General features: G+C 38.5%; 20 protein-coding genes, 1 pseudogene and 2 riboswitches. Of the genes and pseudogenes, 18 read left to right on the top strand and 3 right to left on the bottom strand.

Annotated elements, in window-relative coordinates:
- Window positions 1-98 precede the first annotated feature (98 nt).
- The 5 genes from ACTHOQ_RS15490 to ACTHOQ_RS15510 are packed head-to-tail and all read left to right on the top strand — an operon-like array spanning window position 99 to window position 4,928.
- The gene (locus ACTHOQ_RS15490) at window positions 99-1,463 is read left to right on the top strand and encodes an FAD-binding oxidoreductase (protein WP_440497052.1); all 1,365 of its coding nucleotides are present in this window, start codon (window positions 99-101) and stop codon (window positions 1,461-1,463) included.
- A 12-nt stretch (window positions 1,464-1,475) separates the two neighbouring features.
- Window positions 1,476-2,456: a TRAP transporter substrate-binding protein gene (locus ACTHOQ_RS15495; protein ID WP_440497053.1), complete on the top strand. Its 981-nt coding sequence runs from the start codon at window positions 1,476-1,478 to the stop codon at window positions 2,454-2,456.
- A 15-nt stretch (window positions 2,457-2,471) separates the two neighbouring features.
- Window positions 2,472-2,939: a TRAP transporter small permease gene (locus tag ACTHOQ_RS15500; protein WP_440497054.1), complete on the top strand. Its 468-nt coding sequence runs from the start codon at window positions 2,472-2,474 to the stop codon at window positions 2,937-2,939.
- Window positions 2,939-4,207 carry a TRAP transporter large permease gene (locus ACTHOQ_RS15505; RefSeq protein ID WP_440497055.1) on the top strand — a complete coding sequence of 423 codons (1,269 nt, stop codon included), beginning with the start codon at window positions 2,939-2,941 and terminating at the stop codon, window positions 4,205-4,207. Before ACTHOQ_RS15500 ends, ACTHOQ_RS15505 begins: the two co-directional genes overlap by 1 nt.
- A 7-nt stretch (window positions 4,208-4,214) precedes the next feature.
- Entirely contained in the window at window positions 4,215-4,928 is a 714-nt protein-coding gene (locus ACTHOQ_RS15510) for a FadR/GntR family transcriptional regulator (protein WP_440497056.1), read from the top strand.
- Window positions 4,929-5,069: 141 nt separating this feature from the next.
- Here ACTHOQ_RS15510 and ACTHOQ_RS15515 read toward each other — a convergent pair whose 3' ends face one another.
- The gene (locus ACTHOQ_RS15515; protein WP_440497057.1) at window positions 5,070-5,870 is read right to left on the bottom strand and encodes an enoyl-CoA hydratase/isomerase family protein; all 801 of its coding nucleotides are present in this window, start codon (window positions 5,868-5,870) and stop codon (window positions 5,070-5,072) included.
- Window positions 5,871-6,042: 172 nt separating this feature from the next.
- Here ACTHOQ_RS15515 and ACTHOQ_RS15520 point away from each other — a divergent pair, with 172 nt between their 5' ends.
- Complete coding sequence (locus ACTHOQ_RS15520) at window positions 6,043-6,912, top strand: tyrosine-type recombinase/integrase (RefSeq protein WP_440497058.1); 870 nt, start codon at window positions 6,043-6,045, stop codon at window positions 6,910-6,912.
- Window positions 6,913-6,996: 84 nt separating this feature from the next.
- A complete protein-coding gene (locus ACTHOQ_RS15525; protein ID WP_440497059.1) occupies window positions 6,997-7,401 on the top strand; it encodes a hypothetical protein in 405 nt (134 codons plus the stop codon).
- 212 nt (window positions 7,402-7,613) lie between these two features.
- On the opposite strand, the gene ACTHOQ_RS15530 is transcribed toward ACTHOQ_RS15525, so the two are convergent.
- Entirely contained in the window at window positions 7,614-9,035 is a 1,422-nt protein-coding gene (locus tag ACTHOQ_RS15530; RefSeq protein ID WP_440497060.1) for a magnesium transporter CorA family protein, read from the bottom strand.
- 274 nt (window positions 9,036-9,309) lie between these two features.
- On the opposite strand from ACTHOQ_RS15530, the gene ACTHOQ_RS15535 reads away from it, so the two are divergent.
- The 4 genes from ACTHOQ_RS15535 to ACTHOQ_RS15550 all read left to right on the top strand — a co-directional run bounded on the left by ACTHOQ_RS15535 (window position 9,310) and on the right by ACTHOQ_RS15550 (window position 12,847).
- Window positions 9,310-10,251 carry a tyrosine recombinase XerC gene (locus tag ACTHOQ_RS15535; protein WP_440497061.1) on the top strand — a complete coding sequence of 314 codons (942 nt, stop codon included), beginning with the start codon at window positions 9,310-9,312 and terminating at the stop codon, window positions 10,249-10,251.
- A 195-nt stretch (window positions 10,252-10,446) separates the two neighbouring features.
- The gene (locus tag ACTHOQ_RS15540) at window positions 10,447-10,599 is read left to right on the top strand and encodes a transcriptional regulator (RefSeq protein ID WP_440497062.1); all 153 of its coding nucleotides are present in this window, start codon (window positions 10,447-10,449) and stop codon (window positions 10,597-10,599) included.
- A gap of 2 nt (window positions 10,600-10,601) precedes the next feature.
- Window positions 10,602-10,772 carry a transcriptional regulator gene (locus ACTHOQ_RS15545; protein WP_440497063.1) on the top strand — a complete coding sequence of 57 codons (171 nt, stop codon included), beginning with the start codon at window positions 10,602-10,604 and terminating at the stop codon, window positions 10,770-10,772.
- Window positions 10,773-11,143: 371 nt separating this feature from the next.
- Window positions 11,144-12,847 (top strand): sensor domain-containing protein, encoded by a 1,704-nt coding sequence (locus ACTHOQ_RS15550; RefSeq protein WP_440497064.1) that lies wholly within the window; start codon window positions 11,144-11,146, stop codon window positions 12,845-12,847.
- A gap of 48 nt (window positions 12,848-12,895) precedes the next feature.
- Here the strand turns inward: ACTHOQ_RS15550 and ACTHOQ_RS15555 are convergent, their stop codons facing one another.
- Window positions 12,896-14,269 (bottom strand): nucleoside-diphosphate sugar epimerase, encoded by a 1,374-nt coding sequence (locus tag ACTHOQ_RS15555; RefSeq protein ID WP_440497065.1) that lies wholly within the window; start codon window positions 14,267-14,269, stop codon window positions 12,896-12,898.
- Between the two features lie 506 nt (window positions 14,270-14,775).
- Here ACTHOQ_RS15555 and ACTHOQ_RS15560 point away from each other — a divergent pair.
- The 7 genes and pseudogenes from ACTHOQ_RS15560 (at window position 14,776) to ACTHOQ_RS15590 (ending at window position 20,459) form a co-directional block, all read left to right on the top strand.
- Complete coding sequence (locus ACTHOQ_RS15560; RefSeq protein WP_440497066.1) at window positions 14,776-15,150, top strand: rRNA methyltransferase; 375 nt, start codon at window positions 14,776-14,778, stop codon at window positions 15,148-15,150.
- Between the two features lie 300 nt (window positions 15,151-15,450).
- Window positions 15,451-16,818 (top strand): uracil/xanthine transporter, encoded by a 1,368-nt coding sequence (locus ACTHOQ_RS15565; RefSeq protein WP_440497067.1) that lies wholly within the window; start codon window positions 15,451-15,453, stop codon window positions 16,816-16,818.
- A gap of 254 nt (window positions 16,819-17,072) precedes the next feature.
- A riboswitch (FMN riboswitch) is annotated at window positions 17,073-17,209 on the top strand.
- Between the two features lie 98 nt (window positions 17,210-17,307).
- Window positions 17,308-17,444: riboswitch (FMN riboswitch) on the top strand.
- Between the two features lie 121 nt (window positions 17,445-17,565).
- Window positions 17,566-18,201: a riboflavin synthase gene (gene ribE / locus ACTHOQ_RS15570; RefSeq protein ID WP_440497068.1), complete on the top strand. Its 636-nt coding sequence runs from the start codon at window positions 17,566-17,568 to the stop codon at window positions 18,199-18,201.
- Between the two features lie 15 nt (window positions 18,202-18,216).
- A pseudogene (gene ribB / locus ACTHOQ_RS15575) lies at window positions 18,217-18,801 on the top strand (3,4-dihydroxy-2-butanone-4-phosphate synthase); the annotation flags it as partial.
- A 39-nt stretch (window positions 18,802-18,840) separates the two neighbouring features.
- The gene (gene ribH / locus ACTHOQ_RS15580; RefSeq protein ID WP_440497069.1) at window positions 18,841-19,305 is read left to right on the top strand and encodes a 6,7-dimethyl-8-ribityllumazine synthase; all 465 of its coding nucleotides are present in this window, start codon (window positions 18,841-18,843) and stop codon (window positions 19,303-19,305) included.
- 344 nt (window positions 19,306-19,649) lie between these two features.
- Window positions 19,650-19,847 carry a hypothetical protein gene (locus tag ACTHOQ_RS15585; RefSeq protein ID WP_440497070.1) on the top strand — a complete coding sequence of 66 codons (198 nt, stop codon included), beginning with the start codon at window positions 19,650-19,652 and terminating at the stop codon, window positions 19,845-19,847.
- A gap of 297 nt (window positions 19,848-20,144) precedes the next feature.
- A complete protein-coding gene (locus ACTHOQ_RS15590; protein ID WP_440497071.1) occupies window positions 20,145-20,459 on the top strand; it encodes an ArsR/SmtB family transcription factor in 315 nt (104 codons plus the stop codon).
- Window positions 20,460-20,468 lie beyond the last annotated feature (9 nt).

Below are 20,468 nucleotides of genomic sequence, written 5' to 3' on the forward strand. Positions count from 1 at the left end.
AATTGTATTTTCCGAAAAATAAATATATTCTAAATATTAAGTATTGGTTGGACCAGAAAATTAAAAGGTCTAACCCTCAACAGTAAGGAGGAAAAATAATGAACTATATTAATCAATTACAGGAATTATTGCCAAATGGGCAAGTGACAACAAATGAAGTTTTGCTCGAGCAGCACGGGAAAGACGAATCTTATCATGAGCCACATTTACCGGATGTTGTCGTATTTCCCAAGTCATCAGAAGAAGCAAGTAAAGTGGTAGCTTTTGCAAACGAGCGTCATATACCGGTTGTGCCATTCGGTCTTGGCACGAGCCTTGAGGGACATGTCATTCCATACAATGGAGGGATTTCCCTTGATTTATCATTAATGAATAGCATCATTGAAGTTCGCCCGGAAGATTTTCTAGTAAAGGTCCAACCAGGCGTAACACGCAGTCGGTTAAATAAAGAGCTGAAAAAGTACGGTTTATTTTTTTCAGTCGATCCAGGTGCAGATGCTACATTGGGAGGTATGGCTGCTACTAATGCGAGTGGCACAACTTCTGTTCGTTACGGCATTATGCGCGATCAAGTACGTGATTTAGAAGTGGTATTGGCAAATGGTGACATTATACATACAGGCGGTTTGGCGGCAAAGTCATCATCTGGCTATCATTTAAACGGGCTTATGGTCGGTTCAGAAGGGACATTAGGTGTCATTACAGAGTTGACATTGCGTGTATACGGTATACCCGAAAAAATTGTTGCCGGACGTGCGACATTTACTACCGTACAGCAAGCAGTTGATTCAGTAGTTGCTTTAAAGCAAGCAGGCATCCCGATGGCACGAATTGAACTTGTCGATAAACGCAGCATTGAACAAGTAAATCATGCATCCGGAACAAGCTTCGCCGAAATGCCGACATTATTTTTGGAATTCCATGGCAATGAAACTGGATTACAGTCAGATATCATTTTCGCTACCGAGCTATTAAACGACAATGGCTGTATTGAGCTAGCATTTGAGCAAGATGAACGCGCACGCAATCAGCTATGGGAGCTGCGCCACAATTTAGCATACACATACATCCATTCGGCACCGCGAAAACGGTTAATGAGCACGGATGTTGTTGTCCCGATTAATTCATTGCCGGAAGCGATCGATAATTCGCGGGCAAAAATTGAAAGCCTGAATATTGATGCAGGCATTGTAGGACATGTCGGTGATGGAAACTATCATATTTTACTTATGATCGATATGAAAAATCCACAGGAAATCGCCAGGGCAAAAGAACTTAATGAGCATGTTGTCGAATATGCATTAGCGCTGGGGGGGACTTGCACAGGTGAGCATGGTGTCGGTATCGGCAAAGCAAAGTATCAGCAACGGGAGCATGGCTTAGCGTATAACTGGATGAAAGAAATAAAGCGGGCGCTTGATCCGAATAACATTTTAAATCCAGGCAAAATATTTGTTGACTAGGAGTAGAAATAGATGAAAAAAACTGTTTTCTTAATCAGCCTCGTCATGAGCGTTGTTTTTATGTCAGCTTGCTCCAATTCAAATGAAAAAGAGCAATACGTGCTATATGCAGGGCATTCCCTCGCCGCAGATCATCCGTTTGAGTTAGCGATGCAACAGTTGAAACAGCGTGTGGAGGAACGTACGGACGGTCGTGTAATTATCGAAACATTTCCGCTTAGTCAGCTTGGTGCAGAGCGTGAGTTAATAGAAGGATTGATGCTTGGTTCTGTTGATGTCGTTGTTTCCACTTCTGGCCCGGTTATGAACTTCGTGTCAGATTTTGCTGTGCTTGATTTACCATTTCTATTTAATGACAGAGAAGCAGCGGTGAATATTTTGGAAGGGGAAATCGGGGATGAGCTGTTTGAGCAATTGCGTGAAATTGGGATTGTCGGTTTATCATGGGGAGAAAATGGCTTCCGTCATGTAACAAACAGCGTGAGACCTATCGAAACACCGGCTGACTTAAAAGGGCTTTCTTTGCGTGTACAAGAAAATAAAGTATTTATATCCGCATTTGACAAGCTCGGTGTCAAACCTTCCCCAATGGCTTGGACAGAAGCATTGACTGCGCTGCAATCAGGTGTTGTCGATGGCCAGGAAAATCCGATTTTAGTAATTGACAGCTACAAACTGTATGATGCAAATCAAAAATATATGACGTTAACTGGGCATGCGTACTCATCCGCATTATTTATGCTAAGTGAGCATGCATATGATCGCTTACCTGAAGATCTGCGCCAAATTGTCGTGGAAGAAGGAGAAAAAATCGGCGCATATGAACGCCAGCTTGTTATCGACTTGGAAAAAAAAGCGCTTGAGGGGCTTGAAGAACAGGGGATGCAAGTTGTAAAAGATGTAGAAACAAGTGCTTTCCGGAAAAAAATTATGTCGGTGTATGAAAGCTCTAAAAATCAGCAATTATTGCAGCGTATATTAAATGAGCAATAAGATGGGGGAAAGACAATGGTGAAAATAGTAGAAGGGATTAATAAAATTGTCCATGGCGTATTGATTGTACTAATGGTTGTGCTCGTCGTATCGGTATTTTGCCAAATTACATTCCGTTTTTTCGACTATTCCATCGCATGGACCGAAGAATTATCCCGGTACTCCATGATTTGGATGACATTTTTAGGAGCGGCTTATGCACTTGCGACACGCGCACATATTGGCATGGAACTTTTAGTCGAACGTACTCAAGGTATAATAAAGCAAATTTTAATCGTCGTTGCAGCTATAGTAAGTCTCGTATTTTTTGTCATGATGGTTGTAGAAGGTTATGAGCTGTCGATGCGTGTAATGAATCAACCGTCAGCAGTTTTGCAAATTCCGATGGGGATTGTGTATTCTGTCATCCCGATTAGTGGCATTATTTTAGTTATGAACTTGTTTTATGTGACGGCAAAACAGCTGAAAGGGGAGTTATCTTAATGATCGATATCCTTCTTTTCGTTGTATTGCTCGTATTGATTTTTATTAATGTACCGATAGCTATTGCACTTGCGATGGCCGCAACACTGTTTTTCGTTAGTCAAAGCGAAATGCCGGTTGTGGCAATTTTCCAACGTATGTTTAATTCGATAGACTCGTTTCCATTATTAGCTGTACCATTTTTCCTGTTAGCAGGAAAATTAATGGAGTCTGGTGGAATTTCCCGCAGACTAATCCATTTGGCAGAAGTAATGCTTGGTCGCGTTCGCGGAGGTTTAGCGCTTGTTTCCATCATTTCATGTACCTTTTTTGCTGCACTATCAGGTTCTGCCGCTGCAACAACGGCCGCGGTTGGAGCCATTATGATTCCTGCAATGGTGAAGAAAGGGTATGATAAAAACTTCTCCACGGCGATTCAAGCGGCAGGGGGGACAATTGGCGTTATTATCCCCCCAAGTGTGCCACTCGTACTATTTGGTGTAACGGCAAGTGTTTCCATTAGTGATTTATTTTTAGCCGGTATTATTCCTGGAATTTTTGTCACGGCAGCACTTCTTATCCTTGTTTATGTCATTTCGATTATGCAAGGATACGGTGGAGGTGAAAAATATAATTTCAAAGAATTCCTTATCGCATTCAAAGATTCGATTTTGGCACTTCTGATGCCTGTCATTATATTAGGCGGTATATATAGCGGACTCTTTACTGCAACTGAAGCAGCTCTTGTGGCAGTCGTCTATGGATTGATCGTCGGCGTCTTTATTTATCGGGAAATTACTATAAAAGATTTATATCATATTTTCTCTTCTGCTACTGTAATGAGTGCATCCATTTTATTTATCATTGCTGGTGCCTCTGTATTCGCTTATTATCTGACACGCGAACGCATACCGATGCAAATTACAGAAGCTTTATTAAGCGTGACGGATAATTGGATTTTTGCTTTGCTTATCATCAATTTCATTCTGCTTATTGTCGGCACATTTATGGAAACGGCAGCCGCGATTTTAATTTTAACACCGATTTTAGCGCCAGTTGCAAGTGCGCTTGGCATTGATCTTGTTCATTTTGGGATTATTATGATTGTAAACTTGGCAATCGGTTACATTACACCTCCAGTTGGGTTAAACTTGTTTGTGGCAAATAAAATAGCCGGAACAAAATTTGAAGGGGTAATGCGGGCGATCGTACCGTTTATACTCGTCATGATAGTCTGTGTGGTTGTTATATCATTCGTTCCGGCACTGAGCTTATTTTTAGTAAAATAACAGAGGTGTGAATAAGTTGGCTTCATCAAATAAAAAAAAGGTATATGAAATTATATTTGAAAAAATTCAACGTGAAATTGCTTCGGGACATTTAAAAATCGGCGATAAATTGCCTCCTGAACGGGAGCTTGCCGTGCAATACAGTGTGAGCCGCACATCAATACGGGAGGCGCTTCGTCTATTGGAACTGAGCAGTGTTATAGAAATACGGCAAGGGGATGGCACGTTCATAAAAAATATATCCGTGCCTCATTTGCAAGATCAATTGTCGGATGTATTAATCAAAACGGATAAAGCGATATTATATGAAATGCTTGAATTACGCCTCATTTTGGAATCCGAATGCGCCGCGCTTGCTGCTTTGCGCGCAACAGGGCATGATCTCGAAAAAATTGCGCACACCGTTGAAGCGATGAATATTGCACATGATGATGAGGAAGCAGGGTTGCAGGCAGATTTAGCATTTCATATGGCCATTGCCCAATCAACCAATAATAGCGTACTTGTGCAATTAATCGCTTCATTTGAACCGCATATGCGTAATACAATAGAAGTAACACGTAAACACCGTTTGTCTTCTAATGAAAATATTACCCGTACCCTTGATGAGCATAAAGCGATTTACATTGCCATTAGTCGCGGCGAAAGTGAAAAAGCAAAATTACTAATGGAAGAACATATTCGTACTATTCGCCAGGAACTATCGGAATTGTCCATTTAAATAATTAATTATTCCATTTAAAAATGGGGGAACGAATACCCTTTAGCTTCTTTTTCTTCCTATAAACAAAAGTACTCTGCACGATAGATTTATTATATCTCTATCTTGTAGAGTACTTTTTATTTCGTAATGCAGGTTTTATTATTTACGCAGATGTCGTGAAAAAGTTGGCTGACGCTTTTCGACAAATGCCCGCACACCTTCCGGGAAGTCTGTTTTAGAAACAAATGATGTAGAGCCTTCCCATAATGCAGGTGCAGAATCGACGCATTCTTTCACTGCACGCTTTACCGCCAATAAAGAATCCGGCGACATTCCCGCAACAAGCTTGCCCATGCGAATCGCAAAACGGTTTAAATCTTTTTCCGCGACCAGATAGTTTAACATGCCAGCTTTAAAAGCTTCTTCAGCTTTGTACATACGCCCTGTAAAAACGAAATCTTTCGTAGCCGATGGACCGACTAAATCGACTAAACGTTTTGCAAATTTATTATTCAATGTAATTCCCAATTTACCAACTGGAATACCCATCTTCGCGTTGTCCGAGCCGATGCGTATATCACATGCGAGCGCCAGTTCCAAACCTGCTCCCATCGCCGGACCGTTAATAACCCCAATAACAGGAAGCGGCAAGTTTTCGATTGTGGAAATCGTTTTCTCCATATGTACGAATGCTTCTTCCGCTTTTTCCAAAGAGATGGAATTGAATTCTTTAATATCCGAGCCTGCCGTGAAATTTTCGCCAGAGCCCCGCAACAGTAATACTTTATTTTTGGGGTTTTCCAATGTGCGCAATGCGATTTTCGCTAATTGGTCCCACATATTTGCTGTCAATGCGTTTTTCAATTGTGGACGGTGTATCGTAATAATCGCGATTCCTGCGGTCTCCTGATAAATAATTTTTGCTTCTTCCGCTTCAAGTCTTGTTGTGCGCACTTGCATATTAATTCCCCCTTAATCAACTTATACCGCTAATTATAGACGATTATTCCCGTATTAACATGCGACTTACGAATTTTCAAGTAAAATTGCGGGTTGTTTAGCATTTCTGTATAAACCTGTTATCATTTTTTTATAAAATGCATGATACAATACGGATAAAGGGGTAATGGGCATGCTAGATATCCTCTACTATGTAAAGGCATTTGAATCTTATTTAAAGTCATTGAATAAATCGTTTCACACAACGAAGCAATATACATTGGACGCAAAGCAATTTGCAGAGATCATTCAAAATACAAATCAAATAAATGAAGCGCTGCAGCTCTATGCAAAAACAATCCAAGAAAAATACCAATCAGTCAACTCAATTAACCGGAAATTCGCGTCAGTCCGCCATTTTTTAACTTTTTTACAGTTGCGCGGAGTGATTGGTGCGTATAATGAAGCATTGCTGCAACCGCGCGCAAAACAGCTTACCGAGCTAGCTGTTCTGGAACATAGGCAGTTTAAAAGGGCACTCGCCTATTGGCCGACGCAATATGAAATTGCGCAAAATGAGGAGCATGAATGGCTCGCATTACGGAATACAGCAATCGTTTATACAATGGCGGAGCTTGGAATGAAGCCTGCAGAGCTAGTGCGCATGGAATGGAGGCATATTGATGAACGAACAAATGAAATCATCGTCAAAGCATCGAAAAGCTTCCGGTCATTACATGTTTCGCCAACACTTATGGAATTGCTGAATAATTATAAACAACAAACGATAAGCTTTATGCCGCTATCCGAAAATTCGCGTTTCGTATGGCTTGGAGTCGGCAATAAAATGGGGGAGCCTGTAACAGTTAAAACAATCGAACGAATTTTTAAATCGATGTCCGAGCAGCTGCAATTTAAAGTGACGGCCACGAATATAAGATATTATGCGATCCAAAAACAGCTAGAAGACCAAAATGACACGGAAGCATTATACGAACAATTCGGATATGCAAGAAAAGGCGTGTTAACAGAAAGAGAACAACGCTTTCCTAAAAAACAGTAAAACTATGCTACAATAAAGAAGAATAACTGCCATTGCCATGTCAACCAGTTTTGGCCGGCAATTAATGAAACGGGGGAGAAGACTTTGGCGATTTCTATGATGGAAGCCTATACAATTGAAGTATTAAAAGCACATCCATATACATTCGAGCAAGTGAAACACCATCTTGAAAATGATAATCTGCAATTTTTCAAGAAAGATTATAATATGGATTTTGATCTACTAAAAACGTTAATTAAAGAAAATCCGCAACAGTTCAAGAGAGCATTTGAAGGCGATTATGAAGTTAAATTTGTTACGATCAATGGGCTGAAAAATTTATTGCGCATGCGTTTTGGGATTACAGAAGCGCAATATGAGCTTTTGGAAACGGGAAATGGTTTGCGTAAATTGCGAGTATCCCCAGGCACAGAACAGCAAATCCGCAAAATGCTGTCATCGAATTGGAAGGTCGAGCGTAATGATGAAACTATTACGCTTTTCGTATAATTACAATGGAATTCTTTTATTTAATCATTTTACTTTTGCTCGTTCCTTTTCTTATAAAGACCATCGGGAAATTGATTAAATTAATAGTTATTGTCATCATAGTCATCGTGATATACCGGATATTTATGTTATGAATAAACAGCGGAGAAGCGTGTTAAAGTCAACTAGACATTCAACACGCTTAAAATTCAGCTTTTCTTCAAAAAAAGAGGTTAACGCAGACGTTTCCTTCGCATTTTTTCGAAAAAACTGCTCGTAAAACTATACATTTGGTTCGTTACGAGAACGGCCATAATGAGTAATCCGACCAATGTCAGTATAAATGCGATCCACTCAAATAATGTAAATTTAAAAATATCGGACAATCGAATTGGCTCTCCCAACATTTCAATTACTAAATTCATGCCATATATACCGGAAATCATACTGAAAATCGTTAAAATAAAAGCAAGTTGATTCAGCCTGTCTGTCGAGCGGTCTTCTTGGATCCGATAAAGTTCTTCAAGCGTCTCCTTTGTTTCGCTGTAAAGCTCCTTTATGCGGAATACTTTCCTGAAATACTGGGATATTTCTTTCCCCTCTGTTCTTACAGATACTTCGGAAAAATAATACCTCGATGAAAATTTTGTGATTTGCTCAATGAGCTCTTCGATCACGTCTTTGTCTTTTGAAAATTTCAGTTCACTGTGTTCAAACACCAGCTTCAATAGCATTAGCTTATAAAAATAATGGATTAATACCGTATAATAGGAAATCGAATGAAAACTGTTCAAATACCTTTTCATACTTTCTCCATCAACTGTCGTTAAATGGATATGGCCTTGAAGTGTTGTCATCATATAGTAATCGGGAGCCCAGCGCCTATAGCTGCATGCTTCCACAGCTTCTGCAATATAATGTTCATTTGTGCTCGAAATATAGGGATTTCCATAGCGGTCGCGTCCATTCAATTGCCCTGCACGATATAAGAGCTCGTTATCCAGCTCCACATCTTCCTCCAAATGCAAAAAAGCACTGACATACATTCGCTCATCCTCAAAGAACGGAATCTTACTAATATTTTTATGAATCGATGAATAGTCGACGAAGAATTTTCCTAAAAACGGCGTAATTTTCTGGAATAAAAGTTGTTCGGTATTTACGAATACAAAATCTTCGTACAAAATTTCCGCACCGAGTTCTTCATCGATTTTTGGCTCCAGCACTCTGAAAAAATGAGCAAAAGATAGAGCGCTGTCTACATCCAGCTCATCTGCCAATTGTATGCGCAGTGCCACAATTCCGATACCAAAGGGGCATAAATTAATATCGGCGCTCAGCAGCGTAAAAGGGATCACCTCAAATTGTGTTACCATTTTCCCTTGTCCATTTATGCTTTTCGAATAGCGGTTAAAATGAAGTTTCGATATTTCGTCGTTTAAAAATTTCTCTTCAATGAATGGATAAAAAAATTGCTTCAACAATTCGTGCGAAACTTCGACATCCGGTCCGTACAGTGTATGATGGAAATCATGCTCATCAATTTTCACATGATAAAATTGATGCTGCTTTAATATTTGCTGAAATTTTTCGAAACAATATTGCCGATAATTAAATGGATAATAAAAAACATAATGCGACTTGAGCGAATTCATCGTTTCACCTCCTAGCCCGTTTATTCCCTACAATAAGAAAAAATAATCCCATTCTCCTCAAATACAAAAAGGCGCTCAGACGAATCGAGGTGGATAATGATGCACAAAAACAATTTTCACTTCGTCTGAATGCGAAAATACAGCGCAGGAACATATGTTCTAAAAAGTAGAATATGAACTGAATTTCTTCTATTTCAGCAAAAATGTTCCCAAATATAAATTTGGGAACATTTTTTATGCTATAATTACAGTCAGGAGAGGTGAATTCAGTAAAATGCAGCAGCCTAAATTTTTACGCGATTTTTTAATATACTTAACAACAATCACAGGGAAGTCACCAAGAACCCGAAAAGAATACGAATATGACTTAACTTTGTTTATGCGCTTTTTAAAAGCCATCGAACAAGATCTCCCGCTCCATATGATACATACGATACATATTGCGGATGTGACAATTGAAATGATTAAAGAAGTGACATTGGAGGATTTATATTTATTCATGGAATATTGCGAAGTACACCGCGGCAATTCTTCTGCTACCCGTGCCCGCAAAGTCGCAACATTAAAAGCTTTTTTCAAATACTTAAAAGGAAAGCGCCGTTTAATCGAAGAAAATCCCGCCGAACATTTGGAAACACCGAAAATCGGAAAGCGGCAGCCCATCTATTTAGATTATAACGAAGCGAAAGACTTTATTAGTGCAGTAGGCGAACAGCATTACAGCTCCCGCGATGTATGCATGATGGTATTTTTTTTGAATCTCGGCATTCGGGTATCAGAATTATGCTCCTTAAATATGGATTCCATACATAATCGAAAGTTAACCATCATCGGAAAAGGGGATAAAGAGCGCCATGTGTATTTGAATGATGCATGCATGAATGCACTGGAAAATTATTTGACAGAGCGCAACGACTATAAAGGAGAAGGACAAGAACCACTATTCGTTTCGCAAAAGGGAACGCGTTTTGCAAGACAATCGATTGCGCGCATTGTTAAAACGATTAATGCAAACAGCGATTCTCCAAAAGACAAGCTGACACCGCATAAGCTCCGCCATACATCTGCAACGATGATGTATAAAGCTGGCGCCGATATAAGAAGTCTGCAGCATATATTAGGGCATTCAAGTGTAGCAACAACACAAATCTACACACATATTGAAGATGAGCAAATTCAGGAAGTATTAAAAAACAACCCATTCAATAAATTATAACAATAATAATATTATGTAAACTAAACTGCGGAATATTTTTAAATTTCGCAGTTTTTTCGTAGAGGGGATTTCACCCGATTTGCCCAAATTAAACTTTGCGGTAAAAAATTCAGTTAATTCATTGACACTGCATTATATCTGTTATATATTTAATTCACAAAATATTTACTGTTATAGTACAAAGGAGGAATAAAGATGATGAATTTTGAACAAGGGTATAGTGTATATGTTGAAAAATGCGAGCAGTTTGGATTACAGCCCGTGAATTACCGGTATTATGTAAATCAGCTTTCGCACGAACAATTACTCGCATATAATGGCTATGCGATTCAACAGGAGATGAAATAAAGATGAATGATCACCAAATAGGATATGAACATTATAAAGAAGCTTGCGAAAAACATCATTCAGAGCCCGTGAATTTCCACTACTACCTTTTAAATTTAAGTGAACAGCAGCTTAATGCCTTCAAAGATTATGCGATGCTGCATCGAGGTCAGCATGAGCTTACAAATCAATAATTTCCGATAAATCAATCTACGTTAAATTTGTAGATTGATTTATTTTTTATTTGGTCTCTTCAATCGACTGACAGGAGAAAACTAAAAACTCTTTATTCAAATGCAGAACAATCCAGGGGATTGAAAAACAAAATATTTCTAGGCGAAAATATTTACAAATTAAATCTTTAGCATTATTTCAACTTTTAGCATTAGGCTATTTTAACCTAGTAATTTATGATGAATTTGTGAATTATAATCAAATTATCCTCATAAAATCACATACTTTTACATAAAAAGTTGGCTAAATAAGTTATTTAGTTTTATAATTTTATCAATAGAAAATATTCGGGATAATGAAATTATTTATGAATTGGAATGGAGAGGTTTTCATGCAGGGTTTACCAGATTCTAAAGCACTCGCTTCAATGGACTTTACATATAACCAGCTTGTGGATTTAAAAGCTGCATTAGATAAAACTGCAATCGTAGCGGTGACGGACCAAAAAGGGCTCATACAAAAGGTGAATGACCAATTTTGCGAAATTTCGAAATACTCAAGGGAGGAGCTTATTGGACAAGACCATCGTATTTTAAATTCGGGTTTTCATCCAAAATCCTTTTTCAAGGAAATGTGGCGCACAATAGGAAATGGCGGCACTTGGCAGGGAGAAGTATGCAACCGCGCGAAAGATGGCTCCTTATATTGGGTGAAGACGACTATCGTACCTTTTTTAGGCGAAAACGGAAAACCTGAAAGCTATATTTCCATCCGAACAGACATAACCGCTCAAAAAAACATAAAAAAAATTGCGCATATTGCATATCACGATGATTTAACCGGCTTGCCGAATCGCCGTAGTCTAACAAAGCGAATTGAAAACGAAATTTCAAATAGTGTACGCAATCATAAGGAATTTGCGCTGTGCTTTTTTGATGTAAATCGTTTCAAAAATATTAATGATAGTTTAGGGCATAAAATCGGCGACATGTTTTTAAAAGAATTGGCAAGACGTTTACGCGAAATAGACATCCAATCCAATTCCTTTTATCGAATGAACGGCGATGAATTTGTATATATATTAGATGATATTGCGCTGATTAATGAAATGGCCGAAAAAATATTGGAAGTGTTCAAAGAGAGCTTCGTATTTGAGGATTATGAGTTTTATGCAAGTGTAAGTTTAGGAATAAGCATTTATCCAGAGCATGGCGAGACAGTGGCAAAATTACTGAAAACTGCCGATGTGGCAATGTATGCCGCCAAAGCCAAAAAGGGCAATAGCTTCAGCATTTATAAAAAGGAAATGCGCAGCGCCAATGACCAATTTTTAGTGCTTGAAACAAAGCTGCACAAAGCATTGCGTGAAGACAATTTCATTCTTCATTATCAGCCGATCCATCATTTGCAATCAAACTTAATCGTCGGGGCTGAAGCGGTGATCCGCTGGGTGGATGATGAGCTTGGCGAGATGAAACGGGAAGAGTTTTTGCCGTTTGCTGCACAATGCGGACTGATTACACATATTGATCAGTGGGTATTGCAAAATGCCGTTAAACAAATGGTCGAATTGAAGCCATTTGTAGACGAGAATTTTAGAATCGCCATCAATTTATCTATTGACTATATTAAAGAGACCAACTTTATCGTAGATTTGACTATGACTTTACAGCAGGCCAATTTAGAACCCCAATATACGGAAATTGTAATTTCAGAGCTTGGCATGCTTGATACAGATCTTCAGCTGATCGATAAAATTAAGCAAATTCATGAAATGGGTATAACGATTTCGATTGATGACTTCGGCACAGGCTATTCATCGTTAAACTATTTAAGGGAAATTCCGATCAGTTCGTTAAAAATCGATAACTCCTTCACACAAGAACTGAATTTAGTGCCGGCAAACGCTAAAATGATTGCTGCGATTATTTCTTTAGCGAATGCGCTGGATTTAGAAGTAGTGGCTAATAATATTGAAAACGGGGAAGACTTGGCTGTTTTAAAAGAGCTGAATTGCCAATATGTGCAAGGGCTATATTTAAATGATCCATTAACTCTCGAAGATTTCATTCAATCTGTTAAAAACAAAAAATAACAAAAAGAAGACTGCTTCGTAAAATTACTTTACAAGGCAGTCTTTTCGCTATTCCATTAAATAACCTTCTATCCGCAAAAATTCGTCTTCGTCGATATTGTCCATATATTTATACAATAAATCGATATCGACTTTAATTTCATCTTTATGCGTTAAATAAAATTGCTCCGTTAAATGGCAAATAATTAACGGCACCGCCTTTTGATGGTTGAAGCGGTGCAAATACGTCGTTAAAAAATCAATGTTTACAGCGATATCTGTATTTAGGCCAAGTGCGTTAAAATCGACATAGTTTAAATGCGCCGTTAAAAATTGTTCGGTCAAATGCTCATTGTATTGGCATACATAGGACCAATCAAGCTCATCACGGTACCTATTTAGCCAATGGAGCTCTGCGATTGCCGTGAATAATTGCTTTTGCTCGGCATTGTAACCGCGAAACTTTTCATCCATTTCGGTATTTGTTGGACGTTTATCCCCATAGCGGTTGTATTTTTGGCAGATGAGCGAAGGAATTCCCTTTACTAGATGCTCGCTTCCTGCCCATCTATAATTTCCGCGCTCGTATTCGAAATAGTGCAGGTCCATATCCGGAACTTCATCCGCCTCCGGTAAGTAAACGACATCAAATGAGCTGTAAAAGGCGTTGCTCTCGATAAAATCGTCCAATTGATCGACAAAATCCGGGTGAATGCGCTTTTTGTTTTTCAGCAAATAAGTGACTAAGTAGCGTTTGAACGATATTGTCAATCTTGCGAGCACCGCTTTATTTTGCTGGAGTGCCTCCAAGCTTACTCGAGGTAAATAATCGACCAAAAACTGCTCCGATAAAAACGGGTTCGCATAGCAAATATACGAAAACGGCAAATATTGAAGGTACGGCGTCAAATTGGAAGGGTGCTGCTTTACGGCCAATCGGCACCATTCAATATAATTCTCCAAAAATGCGCGCTCGTATGGCAGTCCATCATAAACTGACGGATCATGCGACTCGAGCTTTTCCATAATTGAAATAGCATTGAAATGGTCCACCGAAAAATGCTCAGGGAACATAATTGCCTGAAATGCTTTTTTCAAATGAAAAGGGGTTTTCGGTTTCGTCGTGACAAAGCTGTATGTCCCGATTGCTCCGCGCTCTTCCAATAAAATATAGGCAAGCTCCTGGCGTTCATCCTTGGTTAAAGTGCAGTCTTTCGGGAATTTAACTGCCGCAAAGTATTGAGCTTTCGCTAAATCATAGAAAAACTTATAATCGCCTTCTTTCGTATATGGTTCGGCCGATTGATTTTGCTGCCAATAAAGGAGGGCACCATAAATAGGGCTTCTATTTGAAAAGGTTATATTTGCAATTGAAAATATATTTTGTGCCAACGCATCATCATAAAGAACTTTTATGAATTCTATTTTTTTAATTTTTAGCATAAGACACCTCCGTCCCTACTATTATATACTTGAACGGGTGAAATTCTGAAAGAAAAAGTTTAAAAAAAGAGGTTTAAAGCTCTTTAGGCGTGGTATATTATTTATAAGTAAAGTTGCGATCAATTGAAGAGTTATTGATTAACCGCTAGTTTAGATAGATTATATTGTGATTTCTATTAGCTTCGTTGTATGCGTTTTACTGTAATATGAAAATTGAAAACAATTTTTTCTAGGCAATTAATGAACAAAATGCTTTAACGAAGATTTTCGAAAGATGCCAACCAAATTTAGGCGAGCGAAATGCATACACGAATTAAGATATACCATTGAAAATTTCAGCTCTAACGTGATATTTAAAGTTAAACTATCGTACAAAACAATACAACTTAATAAGAATTTCAGATCGCAACTTTACACATTACACTCCTTATCGCATAAGGAGTGTTTCATTTTGCACTGATTTCGCTATAATTGTATTATTATATTTCTTTGATAGGAGAATGACCATGTGGAAGCTACATAATGGAAAGCTTACTCAAACTACGGATGTATCGCGAATCCGTTATAAAACGAGAATGAGCGCGGCTATTTTATCCAATTTAAAGCAATTGGCCGACAAACACAATACACATATAGGCTATTTGCTGGAAAACGGCTACAGCAATTTAATCAAATCTGGGTCCATTGCATACAACAAAAAGAACCGGCCGAAAGACAGGATTGAATTCCGCACAACTTGCGACCAGGAATTGCTGCTAAGCCTAAAAGACTTCGCGAAAATGCATAGTCTCAATTTAAACGATGTCATTGAGGCGAGTGTTGCTTATATTAACTACGAGGATATTAAACGGGCGAATTGGCGGTACCGCGTGGAAATTTAAAGGGTTACCATTGTCAAAAACAAATACGATAAAAGTTTACGCAACCAAGGGGGGATTCTGTATCGCACAGAAGACCTCCTTTTTAGCTTACATTGATAGTATTAATTCTATTCTTATAGAAACCAGTGCTTAAATTATCCATAATAAACAATGACAACTTCAGAGAATAGCTGTAAACTAGAGTGCATAAAGATTGAAATAATGGAATACTAAAGAAAATCCAGGAGTTTCCGAGGAATTTGTATCCAAGTTAAAATAGTAATGCTAACAGATTTACTCAAAATAGAAAAGGTGAATGTTATGAATGAATTATTAAAAGCAAGTAACTGGATTTCGGGCTTACAGTGGCTCTTTTTTATTTTTACGAATATTGTTGTCATACCTATAACAGTAGGGGCTGCATTTGAACTTTCGTCAGGTACAATTGTTAATATGCTTCAACTTTCCTTTACCGTGACAGGATTGGCTTGTATAATTCAAGCTTTTTTGGGGCATAAGAGAGCGATTATGGAAGGACAATCCGGTCTGTGGTGGGGTATAATTTTGACGCTATGTACGACAGCTGCAGCTCAAGGGATGCCTTTAACTATCGTCGGCGGAAGTTTAACAGTCGGAATTATCCTATCGTCAATTTTGACCGTTTTGATCGGAATATCAGGAATGGGGCCCCGTATAGCCAAGTTGTTTAATCCTGCGGTAATGGGCGTGTTTATGTTTTTGTTCGGATGTCAATTAATAGGCATCTTTTTAAAAGGGATGTTAGGTATTCCGTTTGGCAACGAGGCAGGCGGTGCACATATTGATGGAGCCATTTCTTTATTATCAATAGTAATAGCAATTATTGTAATCGTAATCAGCGTGAAAGCACCCGCAAGTGTTCGGCGATATGGTTTACTTATCGGAATTATTGGTGGTTGGATTATTTATGCACTTATTTTCAAGCCGGAAAACCATGTCAGCGAAGCTACATCGTTTAGCTTTGAACTATTTCCGCTAGGGAAGCCTGCTTGGGATTTAGGAATTATCATCACGGCTGTTATAGCTGGATTGTTGAATTCTGCAAACACGTTTGGCGCATTAAAAGGGACGGAAAGCATGTATAAAGTGGAAACTGCTAAATCCGAATATAAAGCTTCCTTTACAATTACAGGTATTTTCACTCTTATAGCAGGTTTTTTTGGTCTTGTTCCGAATTCACCTTACGTGTCTTCAATTGGTTTTTTAAGCCAAACAGGTATTATAAATAGAATTCCGTTTGCGCTTGGCGGGTTTATGTTTCTTGTGATGGGTCTCATTCCAACGATTGGCCACATTTTCTCACAACTTCCACTAAGCGTTGGTAGTTCAGCGTTATTTGTCTCTTATTTGCTACTTTTTAATTCTTCATTGAATTTCTTTAAACAGGTTAAATACAATACGGTCAACATTTACCGTTCGGCTGTCCCGCTGTTTGTAGGGGTTGTGATTATGACCTTGCCAGCATCTTATTTTGTTACCGTTCCAAGTGTTATCCGTCCAGTTCTTAGCAGCGGATTATTAGTGGGGATTATACTCGCTCTTCTATTAGAGAACCTATTCAATTGGGACATTTACGGAAATGAGGAAAAAAGCGATCATAAGGATACTTTAGGCACGGTTACCGGCAATGCTGATTTACAGAAGAAATAATGCATAGGATTCAAAACTTCCTAACATTAGTAGTACAAACCGAAACCATGGTTTGTACTATTTTTTATAGTAGAGACGGTTGAAGAAGCGCTTGCTATATGGAAGAAGGTCGTTTCCCTTTGTCCTGAACAAAATAGCGGCAAACTGCATTTTTTCTAATTTTCAGGAAAACCTTATTTTCATTTGACGAGCAAAAATAGCAATAATTCTTTTTCTAATATATTTTCTATGATACAATAGCTTTCGAATAGAATAAATTCCTTCGGGGTCGGGTGAAAATCCCAATCGGCAGTGATAGAGGAAACTCTTAAGTCTGCGAGCCGCAATATGCGTGCAGGATCTAGTGCAATTCTAGAACCGACAGTTACAGTCTGGATGGGAGAAGGAAGCGTGCGCCGCATTTTAAAAATTTTTCTTTTAAAATGTCTTTTTTGCTATGCTTTTGAATCCTGTCATCCTCTTGACGGGATTTTTTTATTCGCCAATTATATATTCCTTCGGGGTCGGGTGAAAATCCCAATCGGCAGTGATAGAGAAAATTCTTAAGTCTGCGAGCCGCAATATGCGTGCAGGAGCTAGTGCAATTCTAGGACCGACAGTTATAGTCTGGATGGGAGAAGGAAGCAGAGCATATAGACTTTTTAAAAATTAACTTTAAAAGTCTTATTTAGCGATGCCAATTTTACCTCTCATCGAAACTCCGACTTATTGTTCGGGGTTTTTTATTTTGAAAAAGAGGTGAGCAGGATGTTTACAGGAATTATTGAGGAGCTGGGGACTGTACAAAATTTAAAGCAGTCTACTCAATCGATGGAATTGTCCATTCGCGCCGGCAAAGTTTTGGAAGACATGCAGCTTGGTGATAGTGTTGCTGTAAATGGAGTATGTCTTACAGTTAAACAGTTTGCAAATAATTATTTCGTGGCAGATGTCATGCCCGAAACAGTAAAGTCGACAAGTTTGCAGCAGTTAAAAAGCGGTTCAATCGTTAATTTAGAAAGAGCAATGGCCGCGAATGGCCGATTTGGCGGTCATATCGTTTCAGGGCATGTCGATGGCATTGCAACAATTTTAAGAAAGCGGCCAGTTGCCAATGCCGTCTATGTGGATTTGTCAATCGCGAAAGATTTGCTGGCTAACTGTATTGAAAAAGGCTCGATCACGATCGATGGCACAAGCTTGACGATTTTCGATTTAACGGATTCGGTTATTACGATTTCACTCATTCCGCATACGTATAAAGAAACCGTGCTAGGTATGAAGCAAGTAGGCGACATCGTCAATATTGAAACAGATTTGATCGGCAAATATGTAGCAAAGCATATAGCTAATCGGACAAGCGGGAATTTGACGATGGATTTCTTGCAAAAAGCCGGGTTTTAAAGGAGTGGAAAAAACATGAATGCAATAGAAGAAGCGATCGCTGCATTAAGAAATGGTGAAATAATTATTGTGGTCGATGACGAAAATCGTGAAAACGAAGGGGATTTTGTTGTGCTCGGGCAGTTTGCGACACCCGAAAATATAAATTTTATGGCTGTGCATGGCCGCGGTTTAATTTGTACACCGATTTCAGCTGAAATTGCTGACCGGCTGGCATTTGAACCAATGGTAAGGCGCAATACGGATGCCCATCAGACAGCGTTCACAGTAAGCATTGATTATAAAACGACGACTACTGGCATAAGTGCGTTTGAACGTTCCGAAACGATATTGGCACTTTTAGATGAGAATTCAATGTCAGAAGACTTTAATCGGCCAGGACATGTATTTCCGCTAATTGCGAAGAACGGCGGTATTTTAGAACGTCGCGGGCATACAGAAGCAAGCGTCGAACTTGCCCGGCTATGCGGATTTAACGAAGTTGCGGTTATTTGCGAAATTATGAATGAGGATGGAACGATGGCAAGAATGCCAGAGCTTGAAAAGATAGCGCATAAATTTCAATTGAAGTTTATTACGATAGAAGATTTAGTGAAATACGTAAAAGAAAATACATTGACAATATAAAGGGGAATTATTATGGGGCAAGTTTTTGAAGCACAATTAGTAGGTACAGAATTAAAGATTGGGATCGTAGTTGGACGATTCAATGAATTTATTAATGACAGATTATTAAGCGGTGCGATGGATGGATTAAAGCGCCATGGCGTAGATGTGGAAAATATTGATATTGCATGGGTACCAGGCGCATTTGAAGTGCCGTTTATCGCAAAGAAGATGGCGGAAACGAAAAATTATGATGCGGTGATCGGTTTGGGCACAGTTATTCGCGGCTCAACGACGCACTATGATTATGTATGCAACGAGGCTGCCAAAGGTATTGCTAAAGCTGGATTAGATACTGGTGTTCCTGTTATTTTCGGGATTGTCACGACGGAAAACATCGAACAGGCAATTGAGCGCGCTGGTACAAAGGCAGGCAACAAAGGCTATGACAGTGCAGTTTCCGCAATTGAAATGGCGAATTTAAACCGCTTATTTTAAATTTTAATTAAAATTTAATAAATTGTTTTAAGCCTCGTGTTTTGAATATGACAGGTCGAAACACGAGGCGCGTTTTAAAATAATGTAAAAAGACAGGAAAGCTAACTTTTAACCGCGTATTAAATACTATGAAACCAACTTTTTAATGAGGATGGTACGTATTATGTACCTTAACAGCGTCAGGCAAATGGAGTAGAATGCCCTCATAGCATAATAATGCATAAGCTTATAATGAAACATAGAAATATTGAAAAATTTAATTATCTAAATCACTTGGACCCAATTGCAGCATATCAAGGGTTTTAAATACTAAATCAATTTCAGTTAACCATGATCGAAGAAAATTGCAAGTGGTGGAAAGGTATAAAAAAGTATATAGTATTAAAGTGCAGATAGAGAGACAGTCTATTGAAAAACAAAAAATAAAAGCCTCACAAAAATATTTATTAGGTGGCTCTATAATTTTTATTGGAGATAAGGCATCTATGATTATTCCAATTGAAGTAAATACGGTGATGCAAGAGTTTAAAAATCATTTTTAAAGCCAGTAGATTGAAGCAGAAGAGCCCAAATATAAGTGCCCGGATTTTCTAAATAAAAAGGAAACCCGTCCGGGAAAATAGTATATTTTCGGGATGCCTGGAACTAATAGCATATTTTATTTGCTAGTCCCCTTTACATCAAATATTTCCCTAGGCATTTTCCTAATTATTATTGAAAATAAAATATTATGGTTGCAAAAGTAATGTTCACAGCATAATATAATCATATCATTATATAGTGATTTATTTTTTGGCTATAATATAAGTATATTATTATATAGTTAAGGAGTGGTTCAAATGGAGCTCGATTTAATGGAAAAACAATTGAAGGCTGTTGCAGATGCCAATCGTTTACGTATTTTAGCCTGTTTAAAAAAAGGGGAAGTATGCGTTTGTGATTTTACGGACGTTCTTAAAATTTCACAACCTGCTGTGAGTCAGCATCTACGTAAACTAAAGGAGGCAGGCATTATTACAGAACGCAAGGTAGGAACATGGAAGCATTATCGCATCCAAGAAAATCAAACTTCGTTAATGCAAAATATAATTGCTTCAATTAATGAAGATCTGACCTGTGGATGTAAAATTAACTCTGAATGTGTGGAGGGCTAAAAATTGAAT

Origin of the sequence: Solibacillus silvestris, assembly GCF_051967575.1 — a bacterium.
GTDB classification, from domain to species: domain Bacteria; phylum Bacillota; class Bacilli; order Bacillales_A; family Planococcaceae; genus Solibacillus; species Solibacillus silvestris_B.